The following is a 26,237-nucleotide window of genomic DNA, read 5'->3' as shown; positions in this document are numbered from 1 at the left end:
GGCGCCGGGAAAAGGCGGACGCCCCGCCTCGGCGACCGAGGCGGGGCGTCGTGCGGGCCCGCGGCCCGAGCCGTCAGGAGACGACCGTGATGCGGCCGGAGCCGGTCTCGGGGTAGTCCTCGGCGGTGATCCGGCCGTTCAGGTCGTCGGTGATGTAGGTCAGCAGGGCCTGCTGGTAGGTGACGCCGACCGTGGTGAACGGCAGGCCGCGGAACGGCCACTGGTCGCCGCCGCGGGCGCTGAAGTCGTTGGTGGCCACCGACAGCGCGGGCCCGGGAACGACCTGCCCGTTCTCGACGATCGTGGTGCCGTCGTCGAGGACGACGGTGCGGACGCGGGTGCCGGGGGTCACCACGGTGCCGTCGTCGGTGACGACCTGGGCGGTGCCGTCGGGGTCGTATTCGAAGCGGAACCCGGCCACCTGGGCGAACCGGCCGTCGGCGACGGGGATGCGGGAGACGGCGTTCTCCAGGATCTCCTTGAACTGGGCGCGCGGGACGTTCGGCACCACGGACACGAAGTTGCCGAACGGGGCGATGGAGAAGGTGTCCAGCTCGGTGATCGGCCCGGCGGGGATCAGGCCGTTGTTGCGGATGCCGCCGCCGTTCTGCAGGGCCACATCAGGCGGGGTGACGCCGTAGGAGGCGGCGTTCTTGCGGCCGGCGGCCAGCAGCGCGTCGGCCGTCAGGTTCCCGAGGTTGGTCTCCTGGGTGCGCACCCCGGGCTCGCGACGGCCGTCCAGGGCGACCGCGGACTGGGCGACGACGTTGGAGGCCATCCCGTCCACGAACCGCTGCACCGGCTCTGCGACGGTGCGCTGCACCGTGGGGTGGGGGGGCGACGGCGTCGGGGGCCACGCCCGACACCCGGACCGGGCCGCTGGAGCGGTCGACGCCGATGACCTTGCCGTTCCGGTCGAAGTCCACCACCAGCCGGCCGACGTACTTGTAGTCGCCCGCCGTGGTCACCACCGGCACGTCGGTCCCGGTGCCGTCCTTGACGTACAGGGGGTAGCGCAGCGGCTCGCCGGTGGCGGGGTCGGGGGTGATGGCGTCGCCGGGGACGAGCGGGGTGGTGTCGGAGGCCATCAGCTCGTCGCCGCCGCCGGCGATGACGATGTCGACGTCCCGCAGCCGCGGGATCAGCGCCCGGTCCTCGGCCAGGCCCTGCAGATGGCTGATCAGGACGATCTTGTCCACGCCGCGCCGGGACAGCGCGTCCACCTCGGCCTGGATCAGCTCGGCCACGTTCTGCAGCACCTTGACCCGGCGCGGGCTGGAGACGGAGGCCAGCGCGGGGGTGGTGGCGCCGACGATGCCGATCCGCTCGCCCTTGCGGCGGACGGTGGTCGAGGAGACGATGCGGCCCCGCTCGACCAGCGCGGCCAGCCGCTCCTCGTCGCTCATGTCGAGGTTGACCGACAGGAACGGCGGGCCGTGGACGCCGAAGCTCTCGATGAAGTCGGCCAGGGTGTCGGGGCCGAAGTCGAACTCGTGGTTGCCGATCGCCACCGCGTCGTATCCGACGGCCTTGAGGGCCAGCGCGTCATAGAACGGCACGCCCTTGCGGAGGCTGGCGGTGAATTCCGGCCCGGCCAGGAAGTTGTCGCCGGAGGAGACCACGATCGCGCCGCGCCGGCCGCCCTTCTCGGCCTCGGCGCGCAGCTTGCCGACCAGGGCGGCGAAACGCGCCACGCCCCCGAAGTCGGGCTGTTCGGGAGCGCCCAGCAATTTCGATTCGCCGTCGTTGTTGTGCAGGACGGTCAATTGGAAGTCGACCTTGTGGGCGGGGGCGGCGGAGGCGGCGGGCGCCAGCGGTCCCGCCAGGGCGAGGACGGCGGCCGCGGCCGCCGTGATCAGGCGTCGTGAGCGTGCATGCGATGTCAACGAAGGCTCCTGGGCTCGAGCGGCCGCCGGGTCCGCGGCGGCCGCGGTCGATGTGTCGGTCGATGTGTCGGGCGATGACGTGCCGAGGACACCGTGCCAGGGGATCCGTCCGCGGGTCGGCGGAACGGCCGCACACGACGGCTCCTGGGGCCGGCTCCAAAGGGGTGCGGCCCCGCACCCGCCGGACGGCCGGGCGCGGGACCGCATCGGGACGAGGGATCAGCGGCGGACGGCGTTCAGGGCGTTGACGATGCCGTTGCCGTAGAACCCGTTGTTCTTCTTGGAGCCCTCACAGGTGTGGGTGTCGACCACCCGGGTGTAGGAGCCGTCGGACTGGCGCACGAACCGCTCGTAGGTGTAGTCGCCGCCGGGCGGGCAGGCGGTCTCGACGGCGGTCGAGCGCAGGATCGACTCGGTGATCCGCGGGTCCAGCGTCAGGCCGCCCCGGCGGTCCTTGTGGCCGTACTTGCTGACGATCAGCGCGGCGACCCCGGTCACGTGCGGCGCGGCCATCGAGGTGCCCTGGATCGACTGGTAGTAGGCGCAGGTGTTGCCCTTGCAGCTGCGGAGGATGTACGGCACGTTCGGGGTGCCGTCGGGGTTCAGCTCGCCGCGCGCCCGCGCCAGGCTCTCGGGGTAGGCGGCCCAGATCCCGGCGTTGTCGTCGAGCTTGCGGTCGGCGGTGTCGTACTTGTCGCCGCCGGGCGCCGCGACCGCGATGTAGCCGTTGCCGAAGCTGGAGTAGTAGGACTTGCGCTTGCTCGGGCCGGTCGCCGACACCGGGATGACGCCCTTGCCCTCCGCGGGCAGCGACAGGCAGCTCGGCGGGATCTCGCGGGTCCGCGGGGTCTCGCCCGGCTCAGAGGCGAAGTTCGGGCTGGTGGTGTCGATGTAGGGCTTGGTGTAGTCGGCCGCCTGGTTGCCGGCCGCCGCCACCAGCGTCACGCCCTTGCTGCGGGCGTAGTCCAGGGCCCGCTGCACGGCCTGGATGGTGATCCGCTGCTCGGCCTGGTCGGCCGGCGGGTCGGCCGGGTTGTCCGTGCAGTAGAACAGCCACGGGTCCACGTAGAACGACATGTTGACCACGTCGATGCCGTTGTCGGCGGCGTAGGTCAGCGCGTCCACGGTGGGCTGCAGGAAGAAGTAGCCCGAGTCCTGTCCGGCGCGCAGGTTGACCAGCGACACCTTGGGCGCGACGCCGGCCATGCCCAGCCCGTTGAGCGGCGAGGCGATGGTGGAGGCGACGTGCGTGCCGTGGTCGTTGTGGTCCACGTCCGGCGGGTCCACGCAGCCGTCGTACTCGCACGGCCCGTCGACCTCGTCGCCGTTGGCGTCCACCGGGATGTCGACGGTGAAGTTGCGGCTCAGCTTGCGGTTGAAGTTGGGCGCGATGTCGGGGTGCGATCCGTCGATGCCGGTGTCGATGACGCCGACCAGCACCCGCTTGTCGCCCTTTTCGACCTTGTAGGAGCCCTTGTCGGTGGCGCCGATCTGCTTCATGTCCCACTGCAGGTGGGACAGCGGCTCGGAGCCCTTCTCGCCGCGGGCGGGCCCTCGCCGCCCGGTGACGCCGCGGCCCTCCTTCTCGACGTTCTCCTGGGCGCGGGCGACCCGGACGGTCTTGGGCACCTGGCCGATGGTGCGGTTGGCGGCGGCGCCCACCAGGCCGTCCCGCCGGCCGGCCTCGGCGACGAAGCGGGCGTTGGCGGTCCGGACCGTGGCGACCCCGATCGCGGTGTTCTCCCGCAGGATGGTCCCCCCGGCCGCCTTGATCGCCGCGCGGGCCTTCTCCAGGGAGGCGCCCTTCTCGTAGAGGACGACGTATTCGGCCGCCTGCCCGGTGGCCTGCGGTTTGGTCGGTCCCGCGTATGCGGGGAGCGCCAACGTCGTCAAGGTGACGACGCCGGTGGCTGCGAGGACGACTCGCCGCACTTCACACCTCCTGTAAGGGAAAGGCCTGGCTCGTGACCCGCCAGGCGACGCTACTCATTCCCTCCATTCGTGACGACCCTCGCGCAGATCACAAAACGGAACCTATTGTGTGAAGAAGTGCGATGGCGGCTTTGCTGAAAAGTCACCTCAACAAGGCGAATATCGGTCTTTTTGCAGGGTAAGGGCGCTGTGCATGCCCGGCCGCCGCCGGGGCGGCCGGCGGAGAGGATGCGCCCATGGCCGCACGACCGAACGGGTCCGGCCCGGCCCTCGCCCGGGACGCGGCGACGTTCATCGACGGCGTTCCCCGGGAACGCCGCCGCGCTCATCCGCTTCGGCGGGTTCACGCCGCCGACCGGCCCCGGCTCCGTGCCGCGGAGCCGGGGCGTCCCCCTCGGATCCGGGCCGACCGGCCGAGGCGGCGATCGCGGGAGCGTCCCTCCGACCGTCCGCGTCCGCCGAGGGGGACGAGGTGATCGCGGAGATCCTCAGCGTCCCGTTCCAGGTCGCCGCGCGGCTGCGGCACGACCGCGCGCTGCACCCCCACGGCCGGGACTACCGGGCGACGCTGCACCTGATCGGCACGATGAACACCCCGCTCGAGGCGGGCGATCACGAGATCGCGGTGCGGATCTCCAAATCCGTCTCCACCCCCGGCGGCCTGCCCGACATCCTGGGCGTCGCGTTCCGGGTGCCCGCGGCGGCCGGGGCGGTGGACCTGCTGTTCGCCACGACCGGGACCGGGCCGGTGACCCGGCACCTGCTGCGGGTGCGCCGGTCGTTCACCGTCCCCTACACCACGCTGCTGCCCTATGAGGTGGGCGGCGACCTGCGCGTGCTGGGCCTGCTGCCCGCGCCCGGCCGGCGCGTGCCCTGCGACCTGGCCGTGCTCGACGCGGCGATCCGCACCGAGCCGCTGACGTTCGAGCTGGCCACGGCGTCGCCGGCGGGGCGGTGGCGGCCGTGGGGGACGCTGCGGATCCACACCCCGCTGCCGGGCGGCTCACCCGAGGCCGGGGCGTTCGACCCGCAGCTCAACCGCCTGCCCGGGCTGCGCCCGGCCGGCCCTTTCCAGCGGTTCCGCCGCCTGTCCTACGCCCGGTCCCGCCGCGGCGCGGGCCGGCCCGCCCCGGGCCGGCGGGCGGCGGCCCGGCGCTGACCTACAGCCAGTCGGCGGGGGAGAGGGACGCGCCGCGCTCGTGCTCGGCGTCGAAGTCCGCCTCGGGCAGGGCGGCGCGGATCCGCTCGGTGAGCCGGTCGAGGTCGACGCGTTCGGAGGGGCCGGGGGCGAGCCCGCGGGCGCGCCGGACCGCCGCCGCCGTGCCCAGCAGCCGGGCCGCCTCGGCGGGACGGTCCGCCAGGACCCGCGCGGCCGCCATCCCCTCCAGGGAGAACGCGGTGTCCCGGGGCCCGTCGTAGCGGACCGCGATCGTCAGGGCCTCGTGGTAGCGCTTCCAGGCCAGCTCGGCGTCGCCGCGGCGCTCCGCCACCTGGCCCAGCCCGGTCAGCACCAGCGTCAGATGCATCGGCGGCGCGTCGCCGGGGTCGCGCTCCACCGACTCCAGCTGCCCGTGCAGCAGCTCCTCGGCGGTCTCCAGATCGCCGCCGCGCGCCGCCGCCCAGGCCAACGTGACCTCGGCGAGGTCGCGGGCGGGGCGGTGGCCCTGTTCCTCGGCCAGCGGCAGCAGACGCTCGCACCGCGCCCGCGCGGTCCGCAGGTCGCCGCGCAGCATCGCCACCCAGCCCATCCAGCCCAGCAGCATCGCCGCATCCGGCCACAGCCGCAGCTCCTCGGCCTGCCGCAGGGCGTCGGCCTGCAGCCGTTCGGCCCGGTCGAGATCGCCGCTCAGCTCGGCGTGCGCGCCCAGCCAGGTCGCCGCCTGGAGCCGCCCCCACCGGTCGCCGACCCGGGCGAACAGCCGGGCCGCCCGTTCGGTGTGGCGGCGCAACGCGGCCAGATCGCCGCGGGAGTGCGCGTACAGAGCGCGCTGGCACGCCACGGCGGCCTGGCCCCAGCGATCCCCGCAGGCCCGAAAGCCCTCCTCGGCGAGGTTCAGCAGCTCCTCGTTGGCGGCCAGGTCGGCGCCCTCCCCGCCGGTGAACGCCAGGAACCACCGGGCGTGGGCCAGCGCCCCCGGGTCGCCGACCTCCTCCAGCAGCCGCAACGCCGCGTCGCGGCGGCCGACCCAGCCGGCCAGCTCCCCCTGCAGCGCCTCGAAGCCCGCCAGCCACGCCGTCGCCTCGGCCCGCGCCGCGGCCGGACCGCCCGGCAGCTCCAACGCCGCCGACAGGGTGCGCCGCGCCTCGCCCAGCCGCCCGCGCAGGAACCAGTACCACCTCAGCGCGCAGGCCAGCCGCAGCGCCCCCGCCGCGTCCCGATGGACGAGCGCGTCGTCGAACGCGGCGCGCAGGTTGGCCGCCTCGCCGTCCAGCACCTCCAGCCAGCGGGCCTGCTGCGGTCCCCGCAGCCGCGAGGCGGCGCGTTCGGCCAGCCCGATGTAGTGGCGGCGATGCCGAGCCCGGACCTCGGCGTGCTCACCGGCCTCGTCCAGCCGGTCGACGCAGTAGGCGGCGACCGACTCCAGCAGCCGGTAGCGCGGTCCGGCGGCGTCCTCGGTCATCACCACCAGCGAACGGTCCACCAGCCGCACCAGCAGGTCCAGCACATCGCCCGCCGGCACGTCCGCCCCCGCGCACACCGCCTCGGCCGCCTCCAGCGTGCAGCCGTCCGCGTGCACCGCCAGCCGCCGCAGCACCGCCCGTTCCGGCTCGGTCAGCAGATCCCAGCTCCAGCCGATCATCGCCTGCAGGGTCCGCTGCCGCCGCGGCGTCCCCCGCTGCGCGGTCGCCAGCAGCCGGAACCGGTCGTCCAGCCGGGACACCAGCCCGTGCACGCCCAGCGCCCGCACCTTGGTCGCGGCCAGCTCCAGCGCCAGCGGGATGCCGTCCAGCCGGCGGCACAGCATCGCCACGGCCGCCGCGTTGCCCTCCTCCAGGCGGAAGCCGCGGGCCGCCGCCGAGGCCCGCGCCACGAACAGCCGCACCGCCCCGAGCGCGGCCAGCGCCTCGGGGTCGGGCTCGGCGTCGCGGGCGGGCACCTCCAGCGGGGGCACGCTCCACACCACCTCGCCCGGCAGGCCCAGCGGCTCGCGGCCGGTGGCCAGCACCGTCAGCCCCGACGCGGCCCGCAGCAGCCCCTCCACCAGCTCGGCGGCCTGCTCGACCACGTGCTCGCAGTTGTCCAGCACCAGCAGCAGCCGCCGTGCCGCCAGCGCCTCGGCCAATCCCGTGCCGGGCGCGTCGTGGACCTCCAGCGCCCGCGCCACCAGGTCGGCCAGCTCGGCGGTGGTCGGCCGGTCATAGCCGGCCAGCTCCACCAGCCACGCCCCGTCCCGGAACTCCGGCGCCGTCCGATGCGCCGCCTCCACCGCCAGCCGGGTCTTGCCGACCCCGCCCGGCCCGGTCAGCGTCACCAGCCGCTCGGCGGTCAGCCGCCCGGTCAGCTCGGCGAGCTCCTCCTCCCGCCCGATCAGCGGGGTCGCCGGCGCGGGCAGGTTGGTCCGGGGCGCGGGTGCGGGCGCGGGCCGAGGGCTCGGCGCGGCCGGCGCGTCCAAGGCGGGATCCTGGGCGAGGATCGCCCGCTGGAGCGCCACCAGCTCCGGGCTCGGATCCAGGCCCAGCTCCTCGGCCAGGGCGGTGCGCAGCCTCTCGAACTCCTCCAGCGCCTCGCTCTGCCGGCCCGCCCCGTACAGCGCCCGCATGTGCAGGGCGCGCAGCCGCTCCCGCAGCGGATGCTCCGCCGCCGGCCCGCTCAGCTCACCGGCCAGCGCCGCGTGCTCGCCCAGCGCCAGCCGCGCCTCGGCGTGGTCCTCCACCGCCACCAGCCGCAGCTCCTCCAGCCGGGCGGCGGCGGCCCGGGGGAACGCCTCGTCGGCGAAGTCGGCGAACGCCGGGCCCCGCCACAACGCCAGCGCCTCGGCCAGCACCGCCGCCCTCCCGGCGGGGGCGTCCTGGGCGCGGGCCCGCTCCAGCAGCGCCTGGAACCGCAGCGCGTCCACCCGCTGCGGGTCGACCTCCAGCCGGTATCCGGCCGGGTGGGAGACCACCAGCGCCCGCGCCCCCGGCTCGGCGTCCTCCAGCGCCCGGCGCAGCTGGGAGACCTTGACCGACAGCGCGGCCGGCGGGTCGCCGGGCGGCCGCTCGCCCCACAGGTCGTCGATCAGCCGGTCGGCGGGCACCGGCCGGCCCTCGTGCGCCAGCAGGTCGGCCAGCAGCGCGCGGACCTTCCGGCCCGGGACGGGCACGACGGCGCCGTCGTCGGTCCATACCGTCAGCGGGCCCAGCACCCCGAAACGCATGGCCCGCACCCTAACCCGCCCAGGCCGGAAGAAGACCGTAAGAAAGCCGTAAACGCCCTCCGGCACCGTGGGATCCGACGGGCGAGACCGCGAAAGGAGGCGGAGATGACGGATCGGCTGCGGCTGGCCGTGATCATCGGCAGCACGCGCAACGGCCGGTTCGGCCCCACCGTGGCCGACTGGTTCGCCGCCCGCGCCCGCCGGTACGGCGGGCTGGAGGTCGACGTGATCGACCTGGCCGAGGCCGGGCTGCCGCAGACGCTGCCCGACCACGACGAGGAGCGTCCCGCCCCGGTGCGGGCGCTGGCGCCCCGGCTGGCCGCCGCCGACGCGTTCGCGGTGGTCTGCCCCGAATACAACGCCGGCTATCCGGCGCCGCTGAAGACCGCGCTCGACTGGTTCGACGAGGAGTGGCGGGCCAAGCCGGTCGCCCTGATCACCTACGGGCGGGAGTCCGGCGGCCTGACCGCCGCCGGACAGCTTCGGCAGGTGTTCGCCGAGCTGCACGCGGTGACGATCCGGGACGGGATCAGCCTGCCGTGCTACTGGGAGCAGTTCGCCCCGGACGGGTCCTGGCCCAAGGCCGGCGCCGAGTGCAACACCGCCGTCCGCACCACCCTGGAACGGCTCACCTGGTGGGCGCGCGCCCTCCGGGAGGCCCGGGACAAGCACCCCTACACCGTCTGACCCATCGTCCGACCCACCGGAGGGACGCCATGCGCAAGATCATCAACTCCACCTACGTCTCCCTGGACGGCGTGATCTCCAACCCGCAGATCTGGACCGCCCCCTACTTCCAGGAGGAGGCGAGCGAGTTCGCCCGCGACCAGCTGTTCTCCTGCGACGCGCTGATCATGGGCCGCCGGACCTATGAGGGGTTCGCGGCGGCCTGGCCGAAGATGGAGGAGGCCACCGGCGAGTTCGGGGTGCGGATGAACACCATGCCCAAGTACGCGGTGTCCACCACGCTCACCGACCCCGAGTGGACGAACACCACCGTGATCTCCGAGAACGTCCCCGAGGAGATCGCCCGGCTCAAGGAACAGCCCGGTCAGGACATCCTGCAGTACGGCTTCGGCCCGGTCACCCGGCTGATGATCGAGCACGGCCTGCTGGACGAGCTGCGGCTGTGGATCCACCCGGTGCTGGCCGGGGAGAACGAGCCGCAGGGGCTGCTGCTGTCGGAGGGCTTCACCGCCTCGTTCGAGCTGGCCGACACCAAGATCTTCAAGACCGGCGTGATCATCGCCGTCTACCGGCCCGCGACCGGCGGGTGACCGCCGGCCGCGCGCCGGGGCGCGGCCGGGTGCACCGGGCGCTCCCCCCGAACGCGACCCGGCCCGACGCGCGGGAGGCGCGCCGGGCCGGGGGAGGGGAGGAACGGACCGATCGGCGGGTCAGTCGGCGGTGACCGGACCGAACACCTTCCGGGTGTCGATCACCTCGCCGAACAGCTCCCACCGCTCGCCCTTGAACCGCATCATCTGCATGGACTCGATGGGGAAGCCGTCGTCGGGACCGGTCTGCAGCCGGACCCCGGGCAGCAGCATCGGCACCTCGACATCGTTGAGGTTGCGGACCGAGTCGCGCAGACCCTCGCGGGTCGGGCACTTGGCCGCCTCCATCGCCTTGTGGAAGCTGCTGGCCGCCGCCCAGCCGAACGCGTGGTAGGGGACGTTGGGGTCGGCGCCGGGCGCGTACTTGGCCATCTTCTCCCGGTACAGCTTCATCTCAGGGTCGTCGGCCCACTGCGGGTCGTTGGGGTCCTTGTAGTAGGTCGCCGAGACCACGCCCTGGACGTTCTTGAGCCCGACCGGCTTGAGCACGGTGATCGAGGCGGCCACGTTGTTGAGGATGTGCAGCGGGTTCCAGTCGGTGTTCTTCACGTCCGCCGCCAGCGCCTGCGAGCCGAACTTGGGCGTGGTGACGTTGAGGAACACGTCCGCGTCCGAGCGGGCCAGGTTGCGCATCTGCGGTTCGACGGTCGGGTCGGAGACCTCATAGCTCTCCTCGGCGACCACCTTGATCTGCGAGCCGGCGATGGCCTTCTTGAAGCCGCCCAGCAGGTCCTTGCCGAAGTCGTCGTTCTGGTACAGCACCGCGACCTTGGCGTCGGGCTTCTCGGTCTTGAGGAACTGGGCGTAGACGCGGGCCTCGGAGATGTAGTTGGGCTGCCAGCCGATGGTCCACGGGTGGTTCTTGTCGGTGCCCCACTGCGAGGCGCCGGTGGCCACGAACACCTGCGGCACCTTGCGCTGGTTGGTGTAGTCCCAGGTCGCCGCCGTGGACGGGGTGCCGAGCGTCTGGAACAGCGCGAACACCTGCTCCTGCTCCACCAGGCGGCGGGCCTCCTCCACCGCCTTGGGCGGCTGGTAGCCGTCGTCGCGGACGATGAACTCGACCTTGCGCCCGTCGATGCCGTTCTTCTCGGCGTTGATGTAGTCGAAGTACGCCTTGATCCCCTTGGGGATGTCGCCGTACGCCGACGCCGGGCCCGACAGCGGGTAGATCCCGCCGATCTTGATGCTCGTGTCGGTGATGCCCGTCGTCTGCTGGCCCTTGCACTCCTCGGGCAGGGCGCCCTTCGACGCCTCGTCGCCGCGGCCGCAGGCGGTCGCCGCGAGCAGCACGGCCGTGGTCACCGCCGCCCAACGGATCGCCGAAACACCCATCTGCTACTCCTTTCGGAGGGTTCTGTCGAACGAGCGCACCGCCCGTCCCGCCAGCCCGGCCAGACCCGTCGGAGCCACGTACATCACCACGATGATCAGCAGGCCGAAGATGACGCCGGGCGCGCCTTGGTTGATGTCCTGAGCGAACGAGGGAACGAACATCACGAACAGCCCCCCGAGGACCGGTCCGGCCTGCGAGCCGAGCCCGCCGACCACGATCCCGGCCAGCAGCGTGATGGAGAGGTTGACGGTGAAGGAGTCCGGGGACACGAAGCCGATCACCCAGGTGTAGACGCAGCCGGCCGCCCCGGCCAGCAGCGCGCTCCAGGCGAACGCCAGCGTCTTGTAGAACGCCAGCCGCACGCCCATCACCTCGGCGGCGATCTCGTTGTCGCGCAGCGCGTGCAGCGCCCGCCCGACCCTGGACCGCAGCAGCCCGGCGACCAGCGCGAACGCCGCCACCGCGACCGCCAGCGCCAGGAAGTACAGCCACTGGTCCTCGGCCAGCCCGGTCCAGGAGGGGGGCTGCGGCTTGCTCAGCGTCAGCCCCATCGAACCGCCGGTGACGTCCTCGAACCGCTTCAGCAGCGGCACCAGGAAGATGGCGATCGCCAGCGTCACCAGCGCCAGGTACAGCCCGTGCAGCCGGGCCGCCGGCACCCCCAGCGCGAGCCCGAGCACGAACGTCACCGCCGCCGCCACCGGCAGCGTCCACGGGTAGGGGGTGTCCCAGCGGTCCATCATGATCGCCGCGGTGTAGGCGCCGACCGCGAAGAACGCCCCGTGCCCCAGGGAGATCTGCCCGCCGTGCCCGACCAGCAGGTTCAGCCCGAGCAGCGCCACCGCGTAGACCAGCACCATGGTCAGCTGGAACACCCGGAACGGCACCAGCTGGAACGGCAGGATCAACGCGATCGCCAGCGCGATCCACACCCAGTGGCCCCGGGGCTCCAGGAACCGCAGCCACGACCGCGCGGGCCTCGGTCCGCTCGCCGGCGCCGTGGACTTCTCCCGGGTCTCGATGGCCTCGCTCATGCCCGCTCCACCGCCGCCTTGCCGAACAGGCCCTGGGGCCGCAGCAGCAGCACCACCAGGATGATCGCCAGCGGGACCCCGACCTTCAGGTCCGATCCGATGACGTCCACGTACGCCCCGGCCAGGGTCTCGGCGACGCCGACGATCAGACCGCCGACCACCGCGCCGACCGGGCTGTCCATGCCGCCGAGGGTGGCGGCGGCGAACGCGTAGATCAGGACGCCGCCCATCATGTTGGGCTCCAGGAACAGCAGCGGGGCGACCATGATCCCCGAGACCGCGCCGACCGTGGCGGCCAGTCCCCAGCCCAGCGCCAGAACCCAGCCGACCCGGATGCCCACCAGCCGCGCCGACTCGGGGTTGGTCGCCACCGCCCGCATCCCCAGGCCGATCTTGGTGTGCCGGAACAGCAGGTACAGCAGCCCCATCACCACGCCGACCACCGCCAGCACGCCGAGCGTGGAGTAGCCGACGCTGACCCCGCCGGCGCGCAGCGCCCCGTCGGGGAACGGGTTGGGGAAGTCCTTGATCAGGAACGACCAGATCCACCCGGCGGCGGCGTTGACGAAGATGAACAATCCCACCGTGACGATCACGATGGTCAGCTCCGGCGCCCCCTCCACCGGGCGGATCACGATCCGCTCGATCAGCATCCCGCCGACGAAGGAGATGGCCAACGTGATCGGCAGCGCGATCCAGAACGGCACTCCCGCGTCCAGGAACGTCCAGGCGATGTAGGCCGAGAACATGGCCAGCTCGCCCTGCGCGAAGTTCACGATGCCGGTGAACCGGTAGATCAGCACCAGCGCCAGGGCCAGGCTGGCGTAGATGGCTCCGGAGCCCAGCCCCACCACGATCTGCTGGATGAAATCGGCCATGATCACACCCGGTAGCCGAGATAGGACTGGGCGACCTGCTCGTCGGCCTGGATCTCGTCGGCCGTGCCCGACAGCACGATCCGCCCGGTCTCCAGCACGTGCGCGCATTGCGCGATGCCCAGCGCGAGATGCGCGTTCTGTTCCACGACGACCACGGTGGTGCGCTCCTGTTCGTTGATGGCCTGCACGATGCCGAACAGCTCCCGGGTGACCAGCGGCGCCAGCCCCAGGGACGGCTCGTCCAGCAGCAGCACCCGGGGCCGCAGCATCAGCGCCCGGCCGAGCGCCACCATCTGCTGCTCGCCGCCCGACAGGCTCCCCGCGGGCTGTTTGAGCCGCTGCTTGAGCACGGGGAAGTAGCCGTAGACCCGTTCCAGGTCCTCTTCGATCGCCGCGCGGTCCCGGCGGGTGAACGCCCCCAGCCGCAGGTTCTCCTCGACGGTCAGCGGCATGAACGTGCCGCGTCCCTCGGGGACGTGCGCGACGCCGAGCCGGGCCACCGCGTCGGGCGACCGCCCGAGCAGGTCGGCGCCGTCCAGCCGGATGGCGCCGCGGCCCTTGACCATGCCGGACAGCGCCCGCAGGAGGGTGGTCTTGCCAGCCCCGTTCGGCCCGAGGATGGCGCACACCTCGCCGCGCGCCACGGTCAGGTTCACGCCGTGCAGCACGGTCGCGTCGCCGTAACCGGCGTGCAGGTCCTCGACGACCAGGAACTCCCCGGCTGTGTCCTTCATGCTCGCTCCTCACCGGGACGCGGCCTCGGCCGCTCGCCGGCGGCGCCGGCCCGCCCGCGCTCGCTCGGCCCGGTCATGCGGGCGTCCCCAGATAGGCCTCGATGACGGCGGGGTCGCGCTGGACCTCCTCGGGCGGCCCTTCGGCGATCTTGCGGCCGAAGTCCAGGCACACCACCCGGTCGCAGGTGCCCATCACGAACCCCATGTGGTGCTCCACGACGATCACGGTCAGGTCCCACTCCTCGCGGATCTCCCGCAGCGTCGTGGCGAACTCGGCCACCTCGGCCTGGTTCAGCCCGTTCACCGGCTCGTCCAGCAGCAGCAGCCGGGGCCGGGAGGCCAGGGCGCGGGCCAGCTCGACCCGCTTGAGGGTGCCGAACGGCAGACCGGCGGCCGGATGGTCGGCGACGTCGGCCAGGTCCAGGCGCTCCAGCACCCGGTCGGCCTCCCGCCGCAGCCGGGCCTCCTCGCCGCGCAGCACCGGCAGCCACAGCGCCGCCGACAAGAACCCGGTCCTGCTGTGCGGGTGCGCGCCCACCAGCACGTTGTCGCGCACCGACATCCGGCTGAACAGGCCCAGGTTCTGGAACGTGCGGGCGATGCCGAGCCCGGCGATCGCGTGCGGCGGCAGCGCCAACAGGTCTCGCCCCTGGTAGCGGATCGACCCGGAGTCGGCGTCGTACCGCCGGGTCAGACAGTTGAACAGGGTGGTCTTGCCGGCTCCGTTCGGGCCGATCAGCCCGACCATCTCGCCTTGCTCCACCGTGCAGCCGACCCCGTCCAGCGCGGTGATGCCACCGAACCGGACAGTGAGATCGCGAACCTCCAGCATCCGGCCTCCTGGGCGGGTGGGAGTGGAACGGGGTGGTGTGAACTGGCACAGCCGAGCGGCCCGCCAGCAGGGCGTCAGCGTAAAATCCGCCGGTCAGCGGCCGCATTGGGCACGGAAACCCAAGATGTGATGCGCGCCTTGTCCGCTGAACACAGCCCCGCCCCGGTTACGGATGAGTAGCCATTTGGGGCAGGTCTCGGACTTGTTACGGACCGTTGACGCGCCTGAAACGGGCATGGATTATCCGCACATGGCCGGTGGTCTCAGCACGGAAACGCTCACCGGTGCGGACCCGGTCCGCGCTGAACGCGTGCGCATCCTCGTCCGGCTCCTGGATCGCGTTGAAGATCTGGCCGCCCGGGCGGTCTCCGCCATGGTCGCCGAAATCCCCGCCTATGCGGCGATGCCGCCCGACGACCTGGCCGACGCACACGATCAAGTGCTGCGGCACTATCGCACCAAACTGGCGGTGCTGCTGGAGGACCGCACGGTCACCCCGGACGACATCGCCTTCACCCGCCGGGCGGCGATGCGGCGGGCCCGCGCCGGGGTGACGCTGGCCGACTACATCAACGCCTTCCGGGTCGGGCAGCAGGTGTTTTGGGACGCGGTGGTGGAGTGCGCCGGCCGGTCGTCGGCCGGGCACGAGGCCGCGTTGACGCTGGCCGCGCCGCTGATGCGGTACTGCGACTTCGCCAGCACCCACGCCGCCAACGCGTACATGGAGTTCCAGCAGTACGCCGCCGCCGAGGCGGTGCGGGAGAGCCGCGACCTGCTGGAGACGCTGCTGGCCGGGGAGGCGCCGACCCGCGGCCCGCAGCTGGCCGCCGCGCACGCGCACGGCCTGACCCCCGGCTCGGGCGATCCGCTGCTGGTGGTGACCGCGGTGCTGGTCGGCCCCCAGCGGGCGGCCGGCGACCAGGCCGTCGCCAGCGGACCCGACCAGGGCGCCGACGCCCGGCACGCCGCCTGCGCCGCCCTCGCCCGGACCTCGGTGAACGGCCGGCGCACCCTGTCGGTGGTGCGGCACTCGGAGATCGTGGCGATCGCCGCGCTCGGCCCCGGCGACGAGTCGGCCGCGGCCGAGCAGCTGTGCGATCGGCTGACCGAGGTCCGCGAGAGCCTGCTCGGCGAGGGCATCGTGCTGGCCATGGGCATCAGCACGGTGGTGCACGGCATCGAGCAGATCCCGCAGGCCTACCGGGAGGCCCGCGCGGTGCTGGAGCTGGTGCCCGAGGACGGGGGAGTGGCCGCGCTGCCGCGGATCACCCCGTTCCAGTACCTGGCGATGCGGGCCGACGACACCGCCCGCCACCTGGTGGACCCGCGGATCACCGCGCTGCTCGCCGAGGACCGGGCCCGCGGCGGGGTGCTGACCGCCACCATCCGGGCGTTCGCCGCCGCCGACCTCAATTTGCGGGCCGCCGCCGAGATGCTGCAGATCCACCACAACACCGCCCAGTACCGGCTGCGCCGCATTCAGGAACGCACCGGCCGGAATCTGCGGCACATCACCGATCTGGTGGAACTGCTGGTCGCCATCGCCCTGCACGACTCATTGCCCGCAGGACACAAACACGCCGGCGAAAAGACTGGTCTCCGTGACCAATGAGGAGGAGGAGAGCACCGGCATACCGTCTGGGGCATGAACCTCGCGGACCGGGTGCGCGCGGCCGCCGAGCGCATCGGCGCACGGACGGCGCTGTCGCTTGACGAGGCGAGGCTCAGTTATCGCGGACTGGAAGTGCTCAGCGCCCAGACCGGTGCGTTCTTGCGGCGCCGCGGAGTGCGCCCCGGCGACCGGGTGGCGGTCATGCTGCCGAACGTGCCGGAATTCGCGGTGGTCTATTACGGGGTGCTGCGGATCGGCGCGGTCGTGGTGCCGCTGGACCCGCTGCTGAAACGCCGCGAGATCGCCTCTTATGTGAGCGACTGCCGCGCCCGGCTGCTGATCGCCTGGCACGCGTGCGCCGAGACCGTCGAGGCCGCGGCGTCCGCCGCCGGGATCGACTGCCTGTTCGTGGTGCCCGACGAGTTCCGCCGGCTGCTGCGCGGGACGACGCCCGACCACGACATCGCCCCCACCGCGCCGGGCGACACGGCCGTCATCCTCTACACCGCCGGGACCACCGGCCGGGCCCGGGGCGTGGAGCTGACCCACGGCAACCTGTCCGGCAACGCCGCCACCGTCGCGCGGATGCACGCCCTGGGCGTGGACGACGTGGTGCTGGGCGCGCTCCCGCTCTACCACGCCTTCGGGCAGACCTGCACGCTGAACGCCACCGTGCACGCCGGGGGCCGGGTCACCCTGATGCCGCGGTTCGACGCCGCCCGGGCGCTGGAGGTCGTCCGGCGGGACGGGGTGACCGTCCTGCAGGGCGTGCCCACCATGTACATCGCGCTGCTCGACCAGCCCGGCGCCAGCGACCTGTCGCTGCTGCGCCTGTGCGTGAGCGGCGGCTCGGCGCTGCCCCCCGCGGTGGCGCGCGCCTACCGGTCCCGGCTGGGCTGCACGATCATCGAGGGCTACGGGCTCAGCGAGACCTCCCCGGTCGCCGCCACCAACCGGGCCGGCTCCGGCAGCCGCCTCGGCTCGATCGGCCGCCCGATCGCCGGGGTGGAGATGAAGGTGGTCGACGAGGACGGCACGGAGCTGCCGCCGGGCCGGATCGGCGAGATCGTGATCCGCGGCCCGAACGTGATGAAGGGCTACTGGAACGACCCGGACGCCACCGCCGCCGCCATCCGCGACGGCTGGTTCCACACCGGCGACCTGGGCCGGGTCGACGAGGACGGCTACTTCTACCTGGTCGACCGGTCCCGCGACGTGATCATCCGAGGCGGCCGGACCGTCTACCCCCGGGAGATCGAGGAGGTCCTCTACGAGCATCCCGCGGTCCGCCAGGCCGCCGTCCTCGGCGTCCCGCACCCCGAGCTCGGCGAGGAGATCGCCGCGGTGGTCGCGCTGCGCGAGTCGGTCGAGCCGGACGCGCTGCGCGAGTTCGTGCGCGAACGGGTCGCCCCCTACAAGTACCCGCGCCTGATCAGGTGCACCGACAACCTTCCCACCAGTCCCACCGGAAAGATCCTCAAACGCGCCATCGGACCGTTGTCCGACATCCCCCCGAGGAGGTGACGGTCGTGCGTCGTCGCATCACGGCCGTGACGGCCGCCGTGCTGAGCGCCCTCGCGCTGACGATCGAGCCCGCGACGGCGGCCCCCCGGCCCCCCGACCGGGTGCCGGGCGACCAGCCGCTGCCCGGCTACACCATCGACAACCCCCCGCTGGAACCGCTCCCGGTGAACGGCCGGCCCACCCGCGTGCTGCAGGGGGTGCACGAGCACGCCGCCTACACGATCGAGGTGCCGCCGAACTGGAACGGCCAGCTGGTGATGTGGGCGCACGGGTACCGCGGGGCGACCCGCGTGCTGACCGTCGACCCGCCCGGCTTCGGGCTGCGCCGGCACCTGGTGGAGCAGGGGTACGCGTGGGCGGCCTCGTCGTACTACGCCAACGACTACGACGTGCAGGCCGGGGTCCTCAGCACCCGCGCCCTGGCGTCGCACTTCGCCGAGACGGTCGGCCGGCCGAGCAAGACCTTCATCGCCGGGGTCTCCATGGGCGGCCACATCATCGCCCGGTCGATCGAGGAGTACCCCGGCCTCTACGCCGGGGCCCTGCCGATGTGCGGGGTGCTCGGCGACCACGAGCTGTTCGACTTCTTCCTGGACTACCAGGTGGTCGCCCAGGACCTGGCGGACACCGGCTCCTACCCGCTGCCGCCGGACTATGTCGAGACGGTCGTCCCGCAGATCCAGCGGCGGCTCGGCCTGGACGGCCTCACCCCCACCGCCCCCGAGCCGGCCAACGGGCTGGGCCGGCAGTTCCGCGACATCGTGATCGACCGGACCGGCGGGGCCCGGCCGGGCGCCGCCGCGGCGTTCGCCTACTGGAAGGACTATCTGTTCGGGCTGTCCAGCTCCACGCCCGGCGGCACCCTCGCCCAGGACCCGGCCCGGATCGCCACCAACGTGAAGACCGTCTACCGGCCGAGCACCCCGGTGGACGTGAACCGGACCGTTCAGCGGGTCAAGCCCCGTGACCCGGGCTCCCGGAACACCGCCCGGCTGACCCAGATCCCGGCGGTCCGCGGGAAGCCGTCCGTCCCCGTGGTGTCCCTGCACAACCTCGGCGACCTGTTCGTCCCGTTCTCCATGGAGCAGCGCTACAAGGAGGACACCGCCCGCCACCACCGCGACGGGCTGGTGGTGCAGCGCGCCATCCGCTCGATCGGGCACTGCGAGTTCAGCCCGGACGAGGTCATCACCGCCTGGAACGACCTGGTCCGCTGGGAGCGGGACGGGACCCGCCCGGCCGGGGACGACGTGCTCGACCGCCGGGCCGTCGCCGCCCCGGACTACGGCTGCCGCTTCACCGATCCGACCGCCCGCTCCACCGGCACCCGGCCGCTCTTCCCGGCCTGCTGACCGGCTCCTCTCCAACCCCGCCCCATCCTGGAACCGGGGCCGCGTCCGACCGGACGCGGCCCCGGTTTCGGGTGTCCGGTCGGGACGGTTCCGGCCGGGGCGCCGGGCGGCGCATTCGGTGCCGGCCGCAGCATCGGCCGACGTCACGGCCCGGGTCGGTCCGGCTGGCCGCATTCGGCCGCCCCTCGCCCGTTCTCGGCCGCGCACGGCCGGGGAAGCATGGCGGCGACGATCTTCGCCGGAAAGGACGATCTTCGCCGGAAAGGAGGCGCCGCCGATGTCGGCTCGTCTGACGGCCGTGGGGCTGATCGCGTGCGCAGCGCTGGTCCTGGCGCCGGGAACCGCCGCCGCCACCCCTTCCTCCGGGGTGCAGACCCGCACCCTGGCGCAGCGCACCGTGGGCGGGACGGAGTACGTGCTCCAGGAGATCACCATCGCGCCGGGCGGCAGCACCGGCTGGCACTATCACGACGGACGCCTGTACGCGGTGGTCGAGTCCGGGACCTTGACCCGCACGCTGGCCGACTGCACCACCACGATGGCGCACTCCCGCGGCGACGTCATCGTCGAGCCCAGCGGCCCCGATCACGTGCACATCGGCCGGAACCTCGGCACGACCCCCGTGGTGCTGAAGGCCCTGTACGTCAACCCGGTCGGCAAGCCGCTGTCCCAGGACGTCCCCGCCCCCGACTGCGCCGACCGGTGAGGCGCCCGACGGTCCCGGGGACCGGGCCGCTCAGGCGGCCCGGTCGTACTCGTCGTACTCGGCGTCGCTCAGCGTCGCGGTTCGGGCCGGCAGTACGCGCACGTTGCTGTGCGGTTCGCCGGTGGACTCGGAGTCGTCGCCGACCAGGGCACGCAGCTTCGCCAGCCGCTCCGGGCCTTCCACGGTGCTCCGGTCATCGAACAAGAACGGAACGACGGCGCCCAGAACGGGCAGGGCGAGTGCGATGAGCGCAATGAGGACAGACGACATCGCAGGCTCCGTCGCATACTCGTCGCCACTGGGTTAAGGAAGAAAATTCCCTGTCGTAATTCTAGCCCGTCCGAAACGGCCACTTGACCGGAAGCTGTCAACCGGTCGGCGCCGTCTGATCACTCCAAGTGACCGAATGCTGCTCAGTAGTGAGGAGGGGCGGTGGCGCGACGTCCCGCCGGGCGAAAACGGAGTTTGACGGAGTTGGTGTAGGGGACAAAGACTCACATTCTTCAGAAACTGAAACCGGACGGGATCGACCCCTCAGCCGCCCGCCGAACGCCGCCGTGTCGTCGCGCCGACCGAACGACCCGCGCCGCGTCCGCCGTGTCCGCCGTGTTCCCCGGATTCGCCGCGTCCGTCGCGTCCGTCGCGTCCGCTGTGCCCGCCGCGCCCGCCGTGCCCACCGTGCGCCGCCCCGTCGCGTTCGTCGGTGTCCGCCGGGTGCCGGCCCGGCGGTCCCTCCCCGGCCGGACGGGGCGGCCCGACCGGGGAGGGGACCGCTCGACACCGGTCGCTCGGCACCGGTGCAGCGGGGCGTTCACCCTCGTGACGTCGCTCAGCCGGATGCCGGTGCCGGTGCACGGGCTCTGGCGGCTCGCGGTGTCGGCCGTCACGAGGTCCTGCAGGGCGATGTCCCGGGACGGGGGAACCCGAGGCGCGCGGCGATGCCGACCTCCCCGCCGCGTGCCTCGGCGCCACTCCGGATGCCGACCGGATGGTCGGAGCCCGACCCGGCCGTTGCGGTCGGCGAACCGCGGCACGGCGCAGTCGGTGCCGGTGCCCGCACCGTCGGCGTCCTGCCCGGTCGGTGACGGCGTTGATCGTGTTGATCGTGTCGTTGAGCGGCGGGCCCGAGCCGCCGGCGTCGCGGACGGTGACCCGGTTGACGGCCGGCCCGCCGCTCCGCAGATCGTCGCGCCGTGATCGCCGATGCCGGACGCATGCCCCTGGTCGATGCGGATTGCCGCGGGAACGGACGGACCGGTCCCGGTGCAGACGATCCGGCTTCCGAGCCGCGCCGCCCCGGACTTCCGCCGCGGATCGCCTCGGCCTGATGGGCGCGGTAGGGGCGCGGTCCCTGCGGGCGGCCTCGACGGGCGGGGCGGTGGCCGCGCCGCCGGCCGTGAGCGGCGCGGCGGTCATGCGAACGGATCTCATGCATTCCTCCTCTGGATGGAATGAAGAGCCCTGGGCGATAAAGGATTTTTCGCTAGGAAAGCGGACTCCATTCGCCGGTTGATCGACTTTTCGGCCCGGGTCCCGCGAGGTCGGGGAAAATCCCATCCCGTCGCGCCGCGGTCGACGTGACCGCCCTCCGATCGGGCTCGGCGGCGCGACCCGAGACACGCCGACGCCCGGCCGGGCCGGCCGAACGACCCCTCCGGAACGCCCTGCCCCCTCCGGGAGCGGGCGCCCGCCGCGGAGCGCCCCTGCCCCCGGCCTCCACGGGACGGCGGAGCACGCCGCGGACCCGCGCACACCCCGGACGCGGGTGCGGCGCCCGGGGATCGGCGTCATCGAGTCGCCGGCCCGGGTGCACGTCCGGACGCGGGAAAAAATCGGGAGCACGTTGCTCGAAAATTGTTATCCGCTGACAATGGGCGGCTGTCACCAGCGCTTTTTCGGAAGTGAACTCATGATCCTTTCTGATCGCCGGTGACGTGGCCGAATCTTGCCAAGATCAAATGGATGGTCCGGTGTTGTAATCGATGCTGTACCCACCCCGCCCCATTCGAGGAGGATTTCATGCGCGGGCTGAGAATGATGATCGCCGCGGCCGCGGCAGCGGCGCTGTCGGTGATCGCCGCCCCCGCCCCCGCCCTGGCGGACGCGGGCGAGCTGACCCTCGGCATCTACTGGCACAACACCGGCGCGACGAAGACCGTCTCGCTGACCTGCGACCCCGTCGGCGGCACCCACCCCGACGCCGAGGACGCCTGCGCGGACCTGACCAAGGCGGACGGCGACATCAGCCGCATCCCGCACACCGGCGCCTCCTGCCCCCCCTTGTACGATCCGGTGACCGTCTTCGCGTTCGGCACCTGGAACGGCCGGAGCGTCTTCTTCGCCGAGGAGCACACCAACGACGCCTGCGCCAACGTCGCCACCGGCGGGAACGTGTTCAACTTCTGACCCGGGCCGGGCGGAACGCCCTCCGCGACCCGGGACGGCGGAGGGCGAGGAGCCGCATCGACGTCGTCGCGCCCGCGATCGCACCGCCCCGCCGCACCGATCGCCGCCCGACGCCGCTCCGGCGACCGCCCGTCCCCTGAACGCCGGTGGGACGCGGCCGGCCGCGTGATCGAACCCGCGTCCAGGCGGCCGTGCCCCACCGGTCCGGCGCCCCGCCCGGCACCGCCGCGGCCCTCCGCGGCGCCGGGCGACGGCCGGGCGGACGACGATCGGGCGGGCGCCGCCCGCCCCGGAAAAATCCTTTGCCCCCGGTCGGGCCCGGCGCCTACCGTGGCGCGCATGACAGTGATGTTCCTGGTGGTCCGCCGTGCCCGCCTCCGGGCGGTCGCGACGGGCGTGGGGATGGCATCCGCTCGTTGACGAGTGGGCCGCGCGGATCGTCGCCGACGCCGATGTGCGCCCCGGACAGCTCGTGGTGGACATCGGGGCCGGACGCGGCGCGCTGACCAGGCACCTGGTGGCCGCCGGAGCCCGCGTGATCGCCGTCGAACTGCATCCCGGCCGCGCCCGTGCGCTGCGTGAACGCTTCGCCGCCGCGTCCGTCACGGTGGTGGAGGCCGACGCCCTGGAACTGCGGCTGCCCACGCGGCCGTTCCGGGTGGTCGCCAGCCCGCCGTACGCGATCTCCAGCCCGCTGCTCGGCCTGCTGCTGCACCCCCGGTCCCGGCTGGTCGCCGCCGACCTGGTGCTGCCGCGCGCCGTGGTCCGCCGCTACACCGAAGGTCGCCGCGCCGACGCCGGCCGGGGACGCTGGAGGCTCATCGCCGGCCGCCCGCTGCCGCGCCGGGCGTTCCGCCCCCCGCCGAAGGTCGACTCGGCCGTGCTCGTCGTCCGCCGGCGCTGACCGTGTCCCCGGCCGCATGTGACCGGATGGCCACAAGTGGCCGGAGGAGGTCGGGGGCAACTCTCTCACCAGCGCAAACGCATCGACTGACCGGGGCTTTGACAGCATCGTGCGCAGATGGTGGAACATGTGCCGCCCACGGCCGTCCGCGGTCGGTAATCTCCGAAACGACGCCGCCACAGCCGGGGCGAGGTGAGCATGTCGACGAAGGAACGACCAGACGGGCGACAGCCGGCCCGTCGGGTCAGCCCCGCCCGCCTCTACGACTACCTGCTGGACGGCAAGGACAACTACCAGAGCGACCGCGACCTGGCCGACCGGATGCTGCAGCTGCAGCCGTGGCTGACCGTGGCCGCCCGTGAGAACCGGGCGTTCGTCGGCCGGGCGGTGCGCTGGCTGGCGGACCGTGGTCTCCGGCAGTTCCTCGACATCGGCTGCGGGCTGCCCGGCCACGACGACGTCCACCGGATCACCGCCCGTCGGGCCCCCGGCACCCGCGTCGTCTACGTCGACCGGGACCCGTTCGTGCTGACGCACGCCCGCGCGCTGCTCGCCGACGGCGAGGAGGTCCGCGTCGCCGCCGGCGACCTGACCCGCCCCCGCGAGCTGCTGAGCGGCCTTCCGCTGCTGGACCTGACCCGCCCCGTCGCCGTGGTGCTGTCGGCGGTGCTGCACCACCTGGCCGACGAGGACCGCCCGCACGAGGCCGTGGCCGAGCTGCGGGACGCGCTCGCCCCCGGCAGCGCCCTGCTGCTGTCGCACCTGGCCGCCGACCTGGACGACCCCGGCGGCCGCAAGGCGGCCGAGCTGTTCACCGGCGAGAGCGGCGTCCCGCTCGTCCCCCGCGACCGGGCGGAGGTCGAGGCGTTCTTCGGCGACTTCCGCCTGGTCGATCCCGGCCTGGTCTTCACCACCCAGTGGCGCCCCACCGGCCCGGTCCGCCCGCCCGAGCAGGCCCTGCTGTACGCGGGCGTCGCCCTGGCGGACCCGGATCGGGCCGCCGGATAGCGGAGCGTCCAGCCCGGGCGGGACCCGCGGCGTCTCCGGCCCGGGTCAGGCCTCCGGATAGCGGAACATCCACTCCCTGGTGGGGGTCCCGTACCCGTCGGGCTGAGTGGGCGGGCTCATGCCGAACTCCACGGCGCAGTCGGCGGCCACCCGGAGCACCGTGTCCCGCACCTCCAGGCACACCTGCCAATGCCCGGGGAACACCTGGCTGCCGTAGCGGGCGCCGAGCAGATTGCCGGTGATCGCGCCGACCGAGTCGCTGTCGCCGGAGTGGTTCACCGACCGCAGCAGGGCGTGGGAGGCGACGCGGACCGGACGCGGAACCGGATGCCACTCCTGCTCCCCCGGCTCGGGGATGTCCTCCTCGGCGCGCAGCACCACGTACAACGCGGTGGCCAGGGCCTGCTCACCGGTCCAGCCGCCGCCCAGCGACTCGACCCGCTCCGGGGTGGAGGGGCCGCGGTCGGCCAGCTCGACGGCGGCCTCGATCGCGGACGCGGTCTCCTCGTGCCCGTCACGGCCGCGGAGCTGCTCGCAGGCCTCCTCCAGCGCCGCGGTGAGCGACCGTCCGTGGACCAGACCCCACACCGTGGCCGCCAGCACGCCCCCCGGCAGGTGGCCGCTCGGATGGCCGTGGGTGAGCGCCGCCGTCCGGCAGCCGAGATCGAACGCCGCCTCCGCCGAGGCCGCCCCGAATCCGCACGGGGCCGTGCGGACCACCCCGCCGCAGCCCTTGGAGTCGTTGATCGGCCGTTCCGGGGTGCCCAGCGGATCACCGGGACTGTGCCGCTCCGCCGCCTTCTCCAGCGCCGACAGGCAGGACCGCGGCGGCTTGCGCCGCGCCGTCATCGCGGGCTCGCCCGCCAGCCATCCGCCGAGCGAGAACGGCTGCGGCGCCATCCCGCCGGCCTGCCCCCTCAACCAGGTCAGGTAGGTGGCCTGCAGGATGCCGAGGGTCGCGCCGCCGATGCCGCGTGCCCGGGCCCGCACCGACGACTGCACCAGCGCGTGCGCGGTGAACAGGGTCAGCTGGGTGCCGGCGGTGATCTTGCCCCGCGTGTCGGCCCCGCCCACATATCCGCGGATCCCCTCGTCGCCGTACCGGCGACGGATGTCGTTCCACGACAGCCGTTCGATCGGAGCGCCGAGCGCGTCCCCGATCGCACCCCCGAGCAGGCACCCCAGGATCCGGTCAGGGTGCGGATGCATGGTGTCCTGCATTCCGGTCACTGTAGTGCGAACCGCCTTTTCCACAAGGGCTTTGCGCACACGGCGGATCATGCTCCCGAGGCGCCGAACCGGTGCCGGCGCCCTCCCCGACGGTCGCCCCGGACCCCGGAACCGGCAGGTCCCGAGCGGATCCCGAGCGAGTGCCGGGCGACTCCCCGCCGGCCGCCGCGGGACACGCCATGGGGGAGACCGGGCCCGGCGGCCGACGGCGGCCGGGGCGGACGATCCGCGCCGGCCCTCGCATTCCTCCGCCCGATCGAGCGGGATCCGGGGCGGCCGTCGATCACTTCGGGAATACTGGGCCGATATGACCGGTGCGGCCGGGCCTCATTCCCCGATCCCGTGAGCCGCGATCGTCGCCGGCGCGGGACGAGGCCGTCGGCCGTCCGTCTTCGGGCGCGGGCTTTCAGCGTCGGCTCTTCGGATGGACAGGGGCGGTCACGTGCGGAAACAGATCAGCCGTGAGACGTTCGAGTTCCTGCGCGGCTTCGGCGGCAAGCGCACCTACGAGGGGATCGACCTCGAACGGGTCACGTTCATCAGCTGCGTCCTGGGGCAGCACGACGACCCGGAGTACGGGTTCGTCGTCCGCGACGTGACCGCCACGCGATGCCGCGCGAGCGCCTGCCGCGTGCACGGCGTCCGCTTCGAGGACGTCACCGTGAACGGCCTCACCGGCGACCACCTGAGCCTGGACGGGTGCCTGTTCAAGCACGTGACCCTCAAGGGCAAGATCGGGCCGATCCTGACGACGCCGGTGAAAAGCCTCTCGCAGGAGACCACGGCGGCCATGAACGCCGCCGTGATCGACTACTACCGGGACGTCGACTGGGCGCTGGACATCTCCGAGGCCGAGTTCAGCGACGCCAGCCTCTACATGGTGCCGGGGGACCTGGTGCGTCGTGACCCGGAGACCCAGTTCCTGGTGCGCCGGGAGGTCGTCGTCCCGATCAAGGACTCGCTTTCCGGCATATTGAGGATCGAAGCGTCCAGATTCGAGGACACGCCGTTCGACTCGATCGTGGCCGTCGCGCCGCGGCGGTCGAAGCATTTCGCGCGCTACCTCGCCGAGTTCGAGCGGGCCCGCAAGGACGGCCTGGTCGAGTGAGCGACAACGTCCTGGCCGCAGGTTCCCCTGCGCCAGGACGTTCGCCGGCGAGCCGTCGGG

22 protein-coding genes are annotated in these 26,237 nt (G+C 73.1%); 11 read left to right on the top strand and 11 right to left on the bottom strand.

Features of this window, described 5'->3' with window-relative positions:
• Positions 1-73: 73 nt before the first annotated feature.
• The 3 genes from EIO00_RS25190 to EIO00_RS11360 form a co-directional block, all read right to left on the bottom strand.
• Positions 74-718: a 5'-nucleotidase C-terminal domain-containing protein gene (locus EIO00_RS25190; RefSeq protein ID WP_241661279.1), complete on the bottom strand. Its 645-nt coding sequence runs from the start codon at positions 716-718 to the stop codon at positions 74-76.
• Positions 621-1,886, bottom strand: coding sequence for a metallophosphoesterase family protein (locus EIO00_RS11365; protein ID WP_241661278.1), 1,266 nt, complete (start codon positions 1,884-1,886; stop codon positions 621-623). The genes EIO00_RS25190 and EIO00_RS11365 overlap by 98 nt, the downstream gene beginning before the upstream one ends.
• Positions 1,887-2,105: 219 nt before the next feature.
• A complete protein-coding gene (locus tag EIO00_RS11360; protein ID WP_140177946.1) occupies positions 2,106-3,818 on the bottom strand; it encodes a S8 family peptidase in 1,713 nt (570 codons plus the stop codon).
• 472 nt (positions 3,819-4,290) lie between these two features.
• On the opposite strand from EIO00_RS11360, the gene EIO00_RS11355 reads away from it, so the two are divergent.
• Entirely contained in the window at positions 4,291-4,977 is a 687-nt protein-coding gene (locus tag EIO00_RS11355; RefSeq protein ID WP_140177944.1) for a phosphodiesterase, read from the top strand.
• A 1-nt stretch (position 4,978) separates the two neighbouring features.
• On the opposite strand, the gene EIO00_RS11350 is transcribed toward EIO00_RS11355, so the two are convergent.
• Complete coding sequence (locus EIO00_RS11350) at positions 4,979-8,176, bottom strand: ATP-binding protein (RefSeq protein WP_140177942.1); 3,198 nt, start codon at positions 8,174-8,176, stop codon at positions 4,979-4,981.
• Positions 8,177-8,281: 105 nt separating this feature from the next.
• On the opposite strand from EIO00_RS11350, the gene EIO00_RS11345 reads away from it, so the two are divergent.
• Positions 8,282-8,863, top strand: a complete 582-nt coding sequence (locus EIO00_RS11345) for an NADPH-dependent FMN reductase (protein WP_140177940.1) — start codon at positions 8,282-8,284, stop codon at positions 8,861-8,863.
• 29 nt (positions 8,864-8,892) lie between these two features.
• A complete protein-coding gene (locus EIO00_RS11340; RefSeq protein ID WP_140177938.1) occupies positions 8,893-9,453 on the top strand; it encodes a dihydrofolate reductase family protein in 561 nt (186 codons plus the stop codon).
• Between the two features lie 120 nt (positions 9,454-9,573).
• Here EIO00_RS11340 and EIO00_RS11335 read toward each other — a convergent pair whose 3' ends face one another.
• The 5 genes from EIO00_RS11335 to EIO00_RS11315 all read right to left on the bottom strand — a co-directional run bounded on the left by EIO00_RS11335 (position 9,574) and on the right by EIO00_RS11315 (position 14,327).
• Positions 9,574-10,848 carry an ABC transporter substrate-binding protein gene (locus EIO00_RS11335; RefSeq protein WP_140177936.1) on the bottom strand — a complete coding sequence of 425 codons (1,275 nt, stop codon included), beginning with the start codon at positions 10,846-10,848 and terminating at the stop codon, positions 9,574-9,576.
• Positions 10,849-10,851: 3 nt separating this feature from the next.
• Positions 10,852-11,883, bottom strand: coding sequence for a branched-chain amino acid ABC transporter permease (locus EIO00_RS11330; protein ID WP_140177934.1), 1,032 nt, complete (start codon positions 11,881-11,883; stop codon positions 10,852-10,854).
• The gene (locus tag EIO00_RS11325; RefSeq protein WP_140177932.1) at positions 11,880-12,761 is read right to left on the bottom strand and encodes a branched-chain amino acid ABC transporter permease; all 882 of its coding nucleotides are present in this window, start codon (positions 12,759-12,761) and stop codon (positions 11,880-11,882) included. Before EIO00_RS11325 ends, EIO00_RS11330 begins: the two co-directional genes overlap by 4 nt.
• Positions 12,762-12,763: 2 nt before the next feature.
• On the bottom strand, positions 12,764-13,495 hold the full coding sequence (locus EIO00_RS11320; protein WP_140177931.1) for an ABC transporter ATP-binding protein: 732 nt from the start codon (positions 13,493-13,495) through the stop codon (positions 12,764-12,766).
• Between the two features lie 73 nt (positions 13,496-13,568).
• Positions 13,569-14,327, bottom strand: a complete 759-nt coding sequence (locus EIO00_RS11315) for an ABC transporter ATP-binding protein (RefSeq protein ID WP_140177929.1) — start codon at positions 14,325-14,327, stop codon at positions 13,569-13,571.
• 310 nt (positions 14,328-14,637) lie between these two features.
• Between EIO00_RS11315 and EIO00_RS11310 the strand changes: the two genes are divergently transcribed.
• From EIO00_RS11310 to EIO00_RS11295, 4 genes are all read left to right on the top strand, one after another.
• A complete protein-coding gene (locus tag EIO00_RS11310) occupies positions 14,638-15,939 on the top strand; it encodes a PucR family transcriptional regulator (protein WP_241661277.1) in 1,302 nt (433 codons plus the stop codon).
• A 33-nt stretch (positions 15,940-15,972) separates the two neighbouring features.
• Positions 15,973-17,463, top strand: a complete 1,491-nt coding sequence (locus EIO00_RS11305; protein ID WP_140177925.1) for a long-chain-fatty-acid--CoA ligase — start codon at positions 15,973-15,975, stop codon at positions 17,461-17,463.
• A gap of 5 nt (positions 17,464-17,468) precedes the next feature.
• Complete coding sequence (locus EIO00_RS11300) at positions 17,469-18,815, top strand: DUF6351 family protein (protein ID WP_206664109.1); 1,347 nt, start codon at positions 17,469-17,471, stop codon at positions 18,813-18,815.
• A gap of 277 nt (positions 18,816-19,092) precedes the next feature.
• Positions 19,093-19,521, top strand: a complete 429-nt coding sequence (locus tag EIO00_RS11295) for a cupin domain-containing protein (protein ID WP_140177921.1) — start codon at positions 19,093-19,095, stop codon at positions 19,519-19,521.
• Positions 19,522-19,551: 30 nt separating this feature from the next.
• Here EIO00_RS11295 and EIO00_RS11290 read toward each other — a convergent pair whose 3' ends face one another.
• On the bottom strand, positions 19,552-19,791 hold the full coding sequence (locus EIO00_RS11290) for a hypothetical protein (protein ID WP_140177919.1): 240 nt from the start codon (positions 19,789-19,791) through the stop codon (positions 19,552-19,554).
• 1,749 nt (positions 19,792-21,540) lie between these two features.
• Between EIO00_RS11290 and EIO00_RS11285 the strand changes: the two genes are divergently transcribed.
• The 3 genes from EIO00_RS11285 (at position 21,541) to EIO00_RS11275 (ending at position 23,839) form a co-directional block, all read left to right on the top strand.
• Entirely contained in the window at positions 21,541-21,927 is a 387-nt protein-coding gene (locus EIO00_RS11285; protein WP_161602700.1) for an SSI family serine proteinase inhibitor, read from the top strand.
• A gap of 367 nt (positions 21,928-22,294) precedes the next feature.
• A complete protein-coding gene (locus tag EIO00_RS11280) occupies positions 22,295-22,831 on the top strand; it encodes an rRNA adenine N-6-methyltransferase family protein (RefSeq protein WP_140177915.1) in 537 nt (178 codons plus the stop codon).
• A gap of 198 nt (positions 22,832-23,029) precedes the next feature.
• Complete coding sequence (locus tag EIO00_RS11275) at positions 23,030-23,839, top strand: SAM-dependent methyltransferase (RefSeq protein ID WP_140177913.1); 810 nt, start codon at positions 23,030-23,032, stop codon at positions 23,837-23,839.
• Between the two features lie 45 nt (positions 23,840-23,884).
• Here the strand turns inward: EIO00_RS11275 and EIO00_RS11270 are convergent, their stop codons facing one another.
• Positions 23,885-25,060 carry an ADP-ribosylglycohydrolase family protein gene (locus EIO00_RS11270; protein ID WP_241661276.1) on the bottom strand — a complete coding sequence of 392 codons (1,176 nt, stop codon included), beginning with the start codon at positions 25,058-25,060 and terminating at the stop codon, positions 23,885-23,887.
• A gap of 451 nt (positions 25,061-25,511) precedes the next feature.
• Here EIO00_RS11270 and EIO00_RS11265 point away from each other — a divergent pair, with 451 nt between their 5' ends.
• A complete protein-coding gene (locus EIO00_RS11265) occupies positions 25,512-26,177 on the top strand; it encodes a hypothetical protein (protein WP_140177911.1) in 666 nt (221 codons plus the stop codon).
• Positions 26,178-26,237 lie beyond the last annotated feature (60 nt).

It is taken from the genome of Thermomonospora catenispora (assembly GCF_006363815.1).
GTDB classification, from domain to species: Bacteria; Actinomycetota; Actinomycetes; order Streptosporangiales; family Streptosporangiaceae; genus Thermomonospora; species Thermomonospora catenispora.
This window is presented reverse-complemented; position numbering and strand designations above follow the sequence as displayed.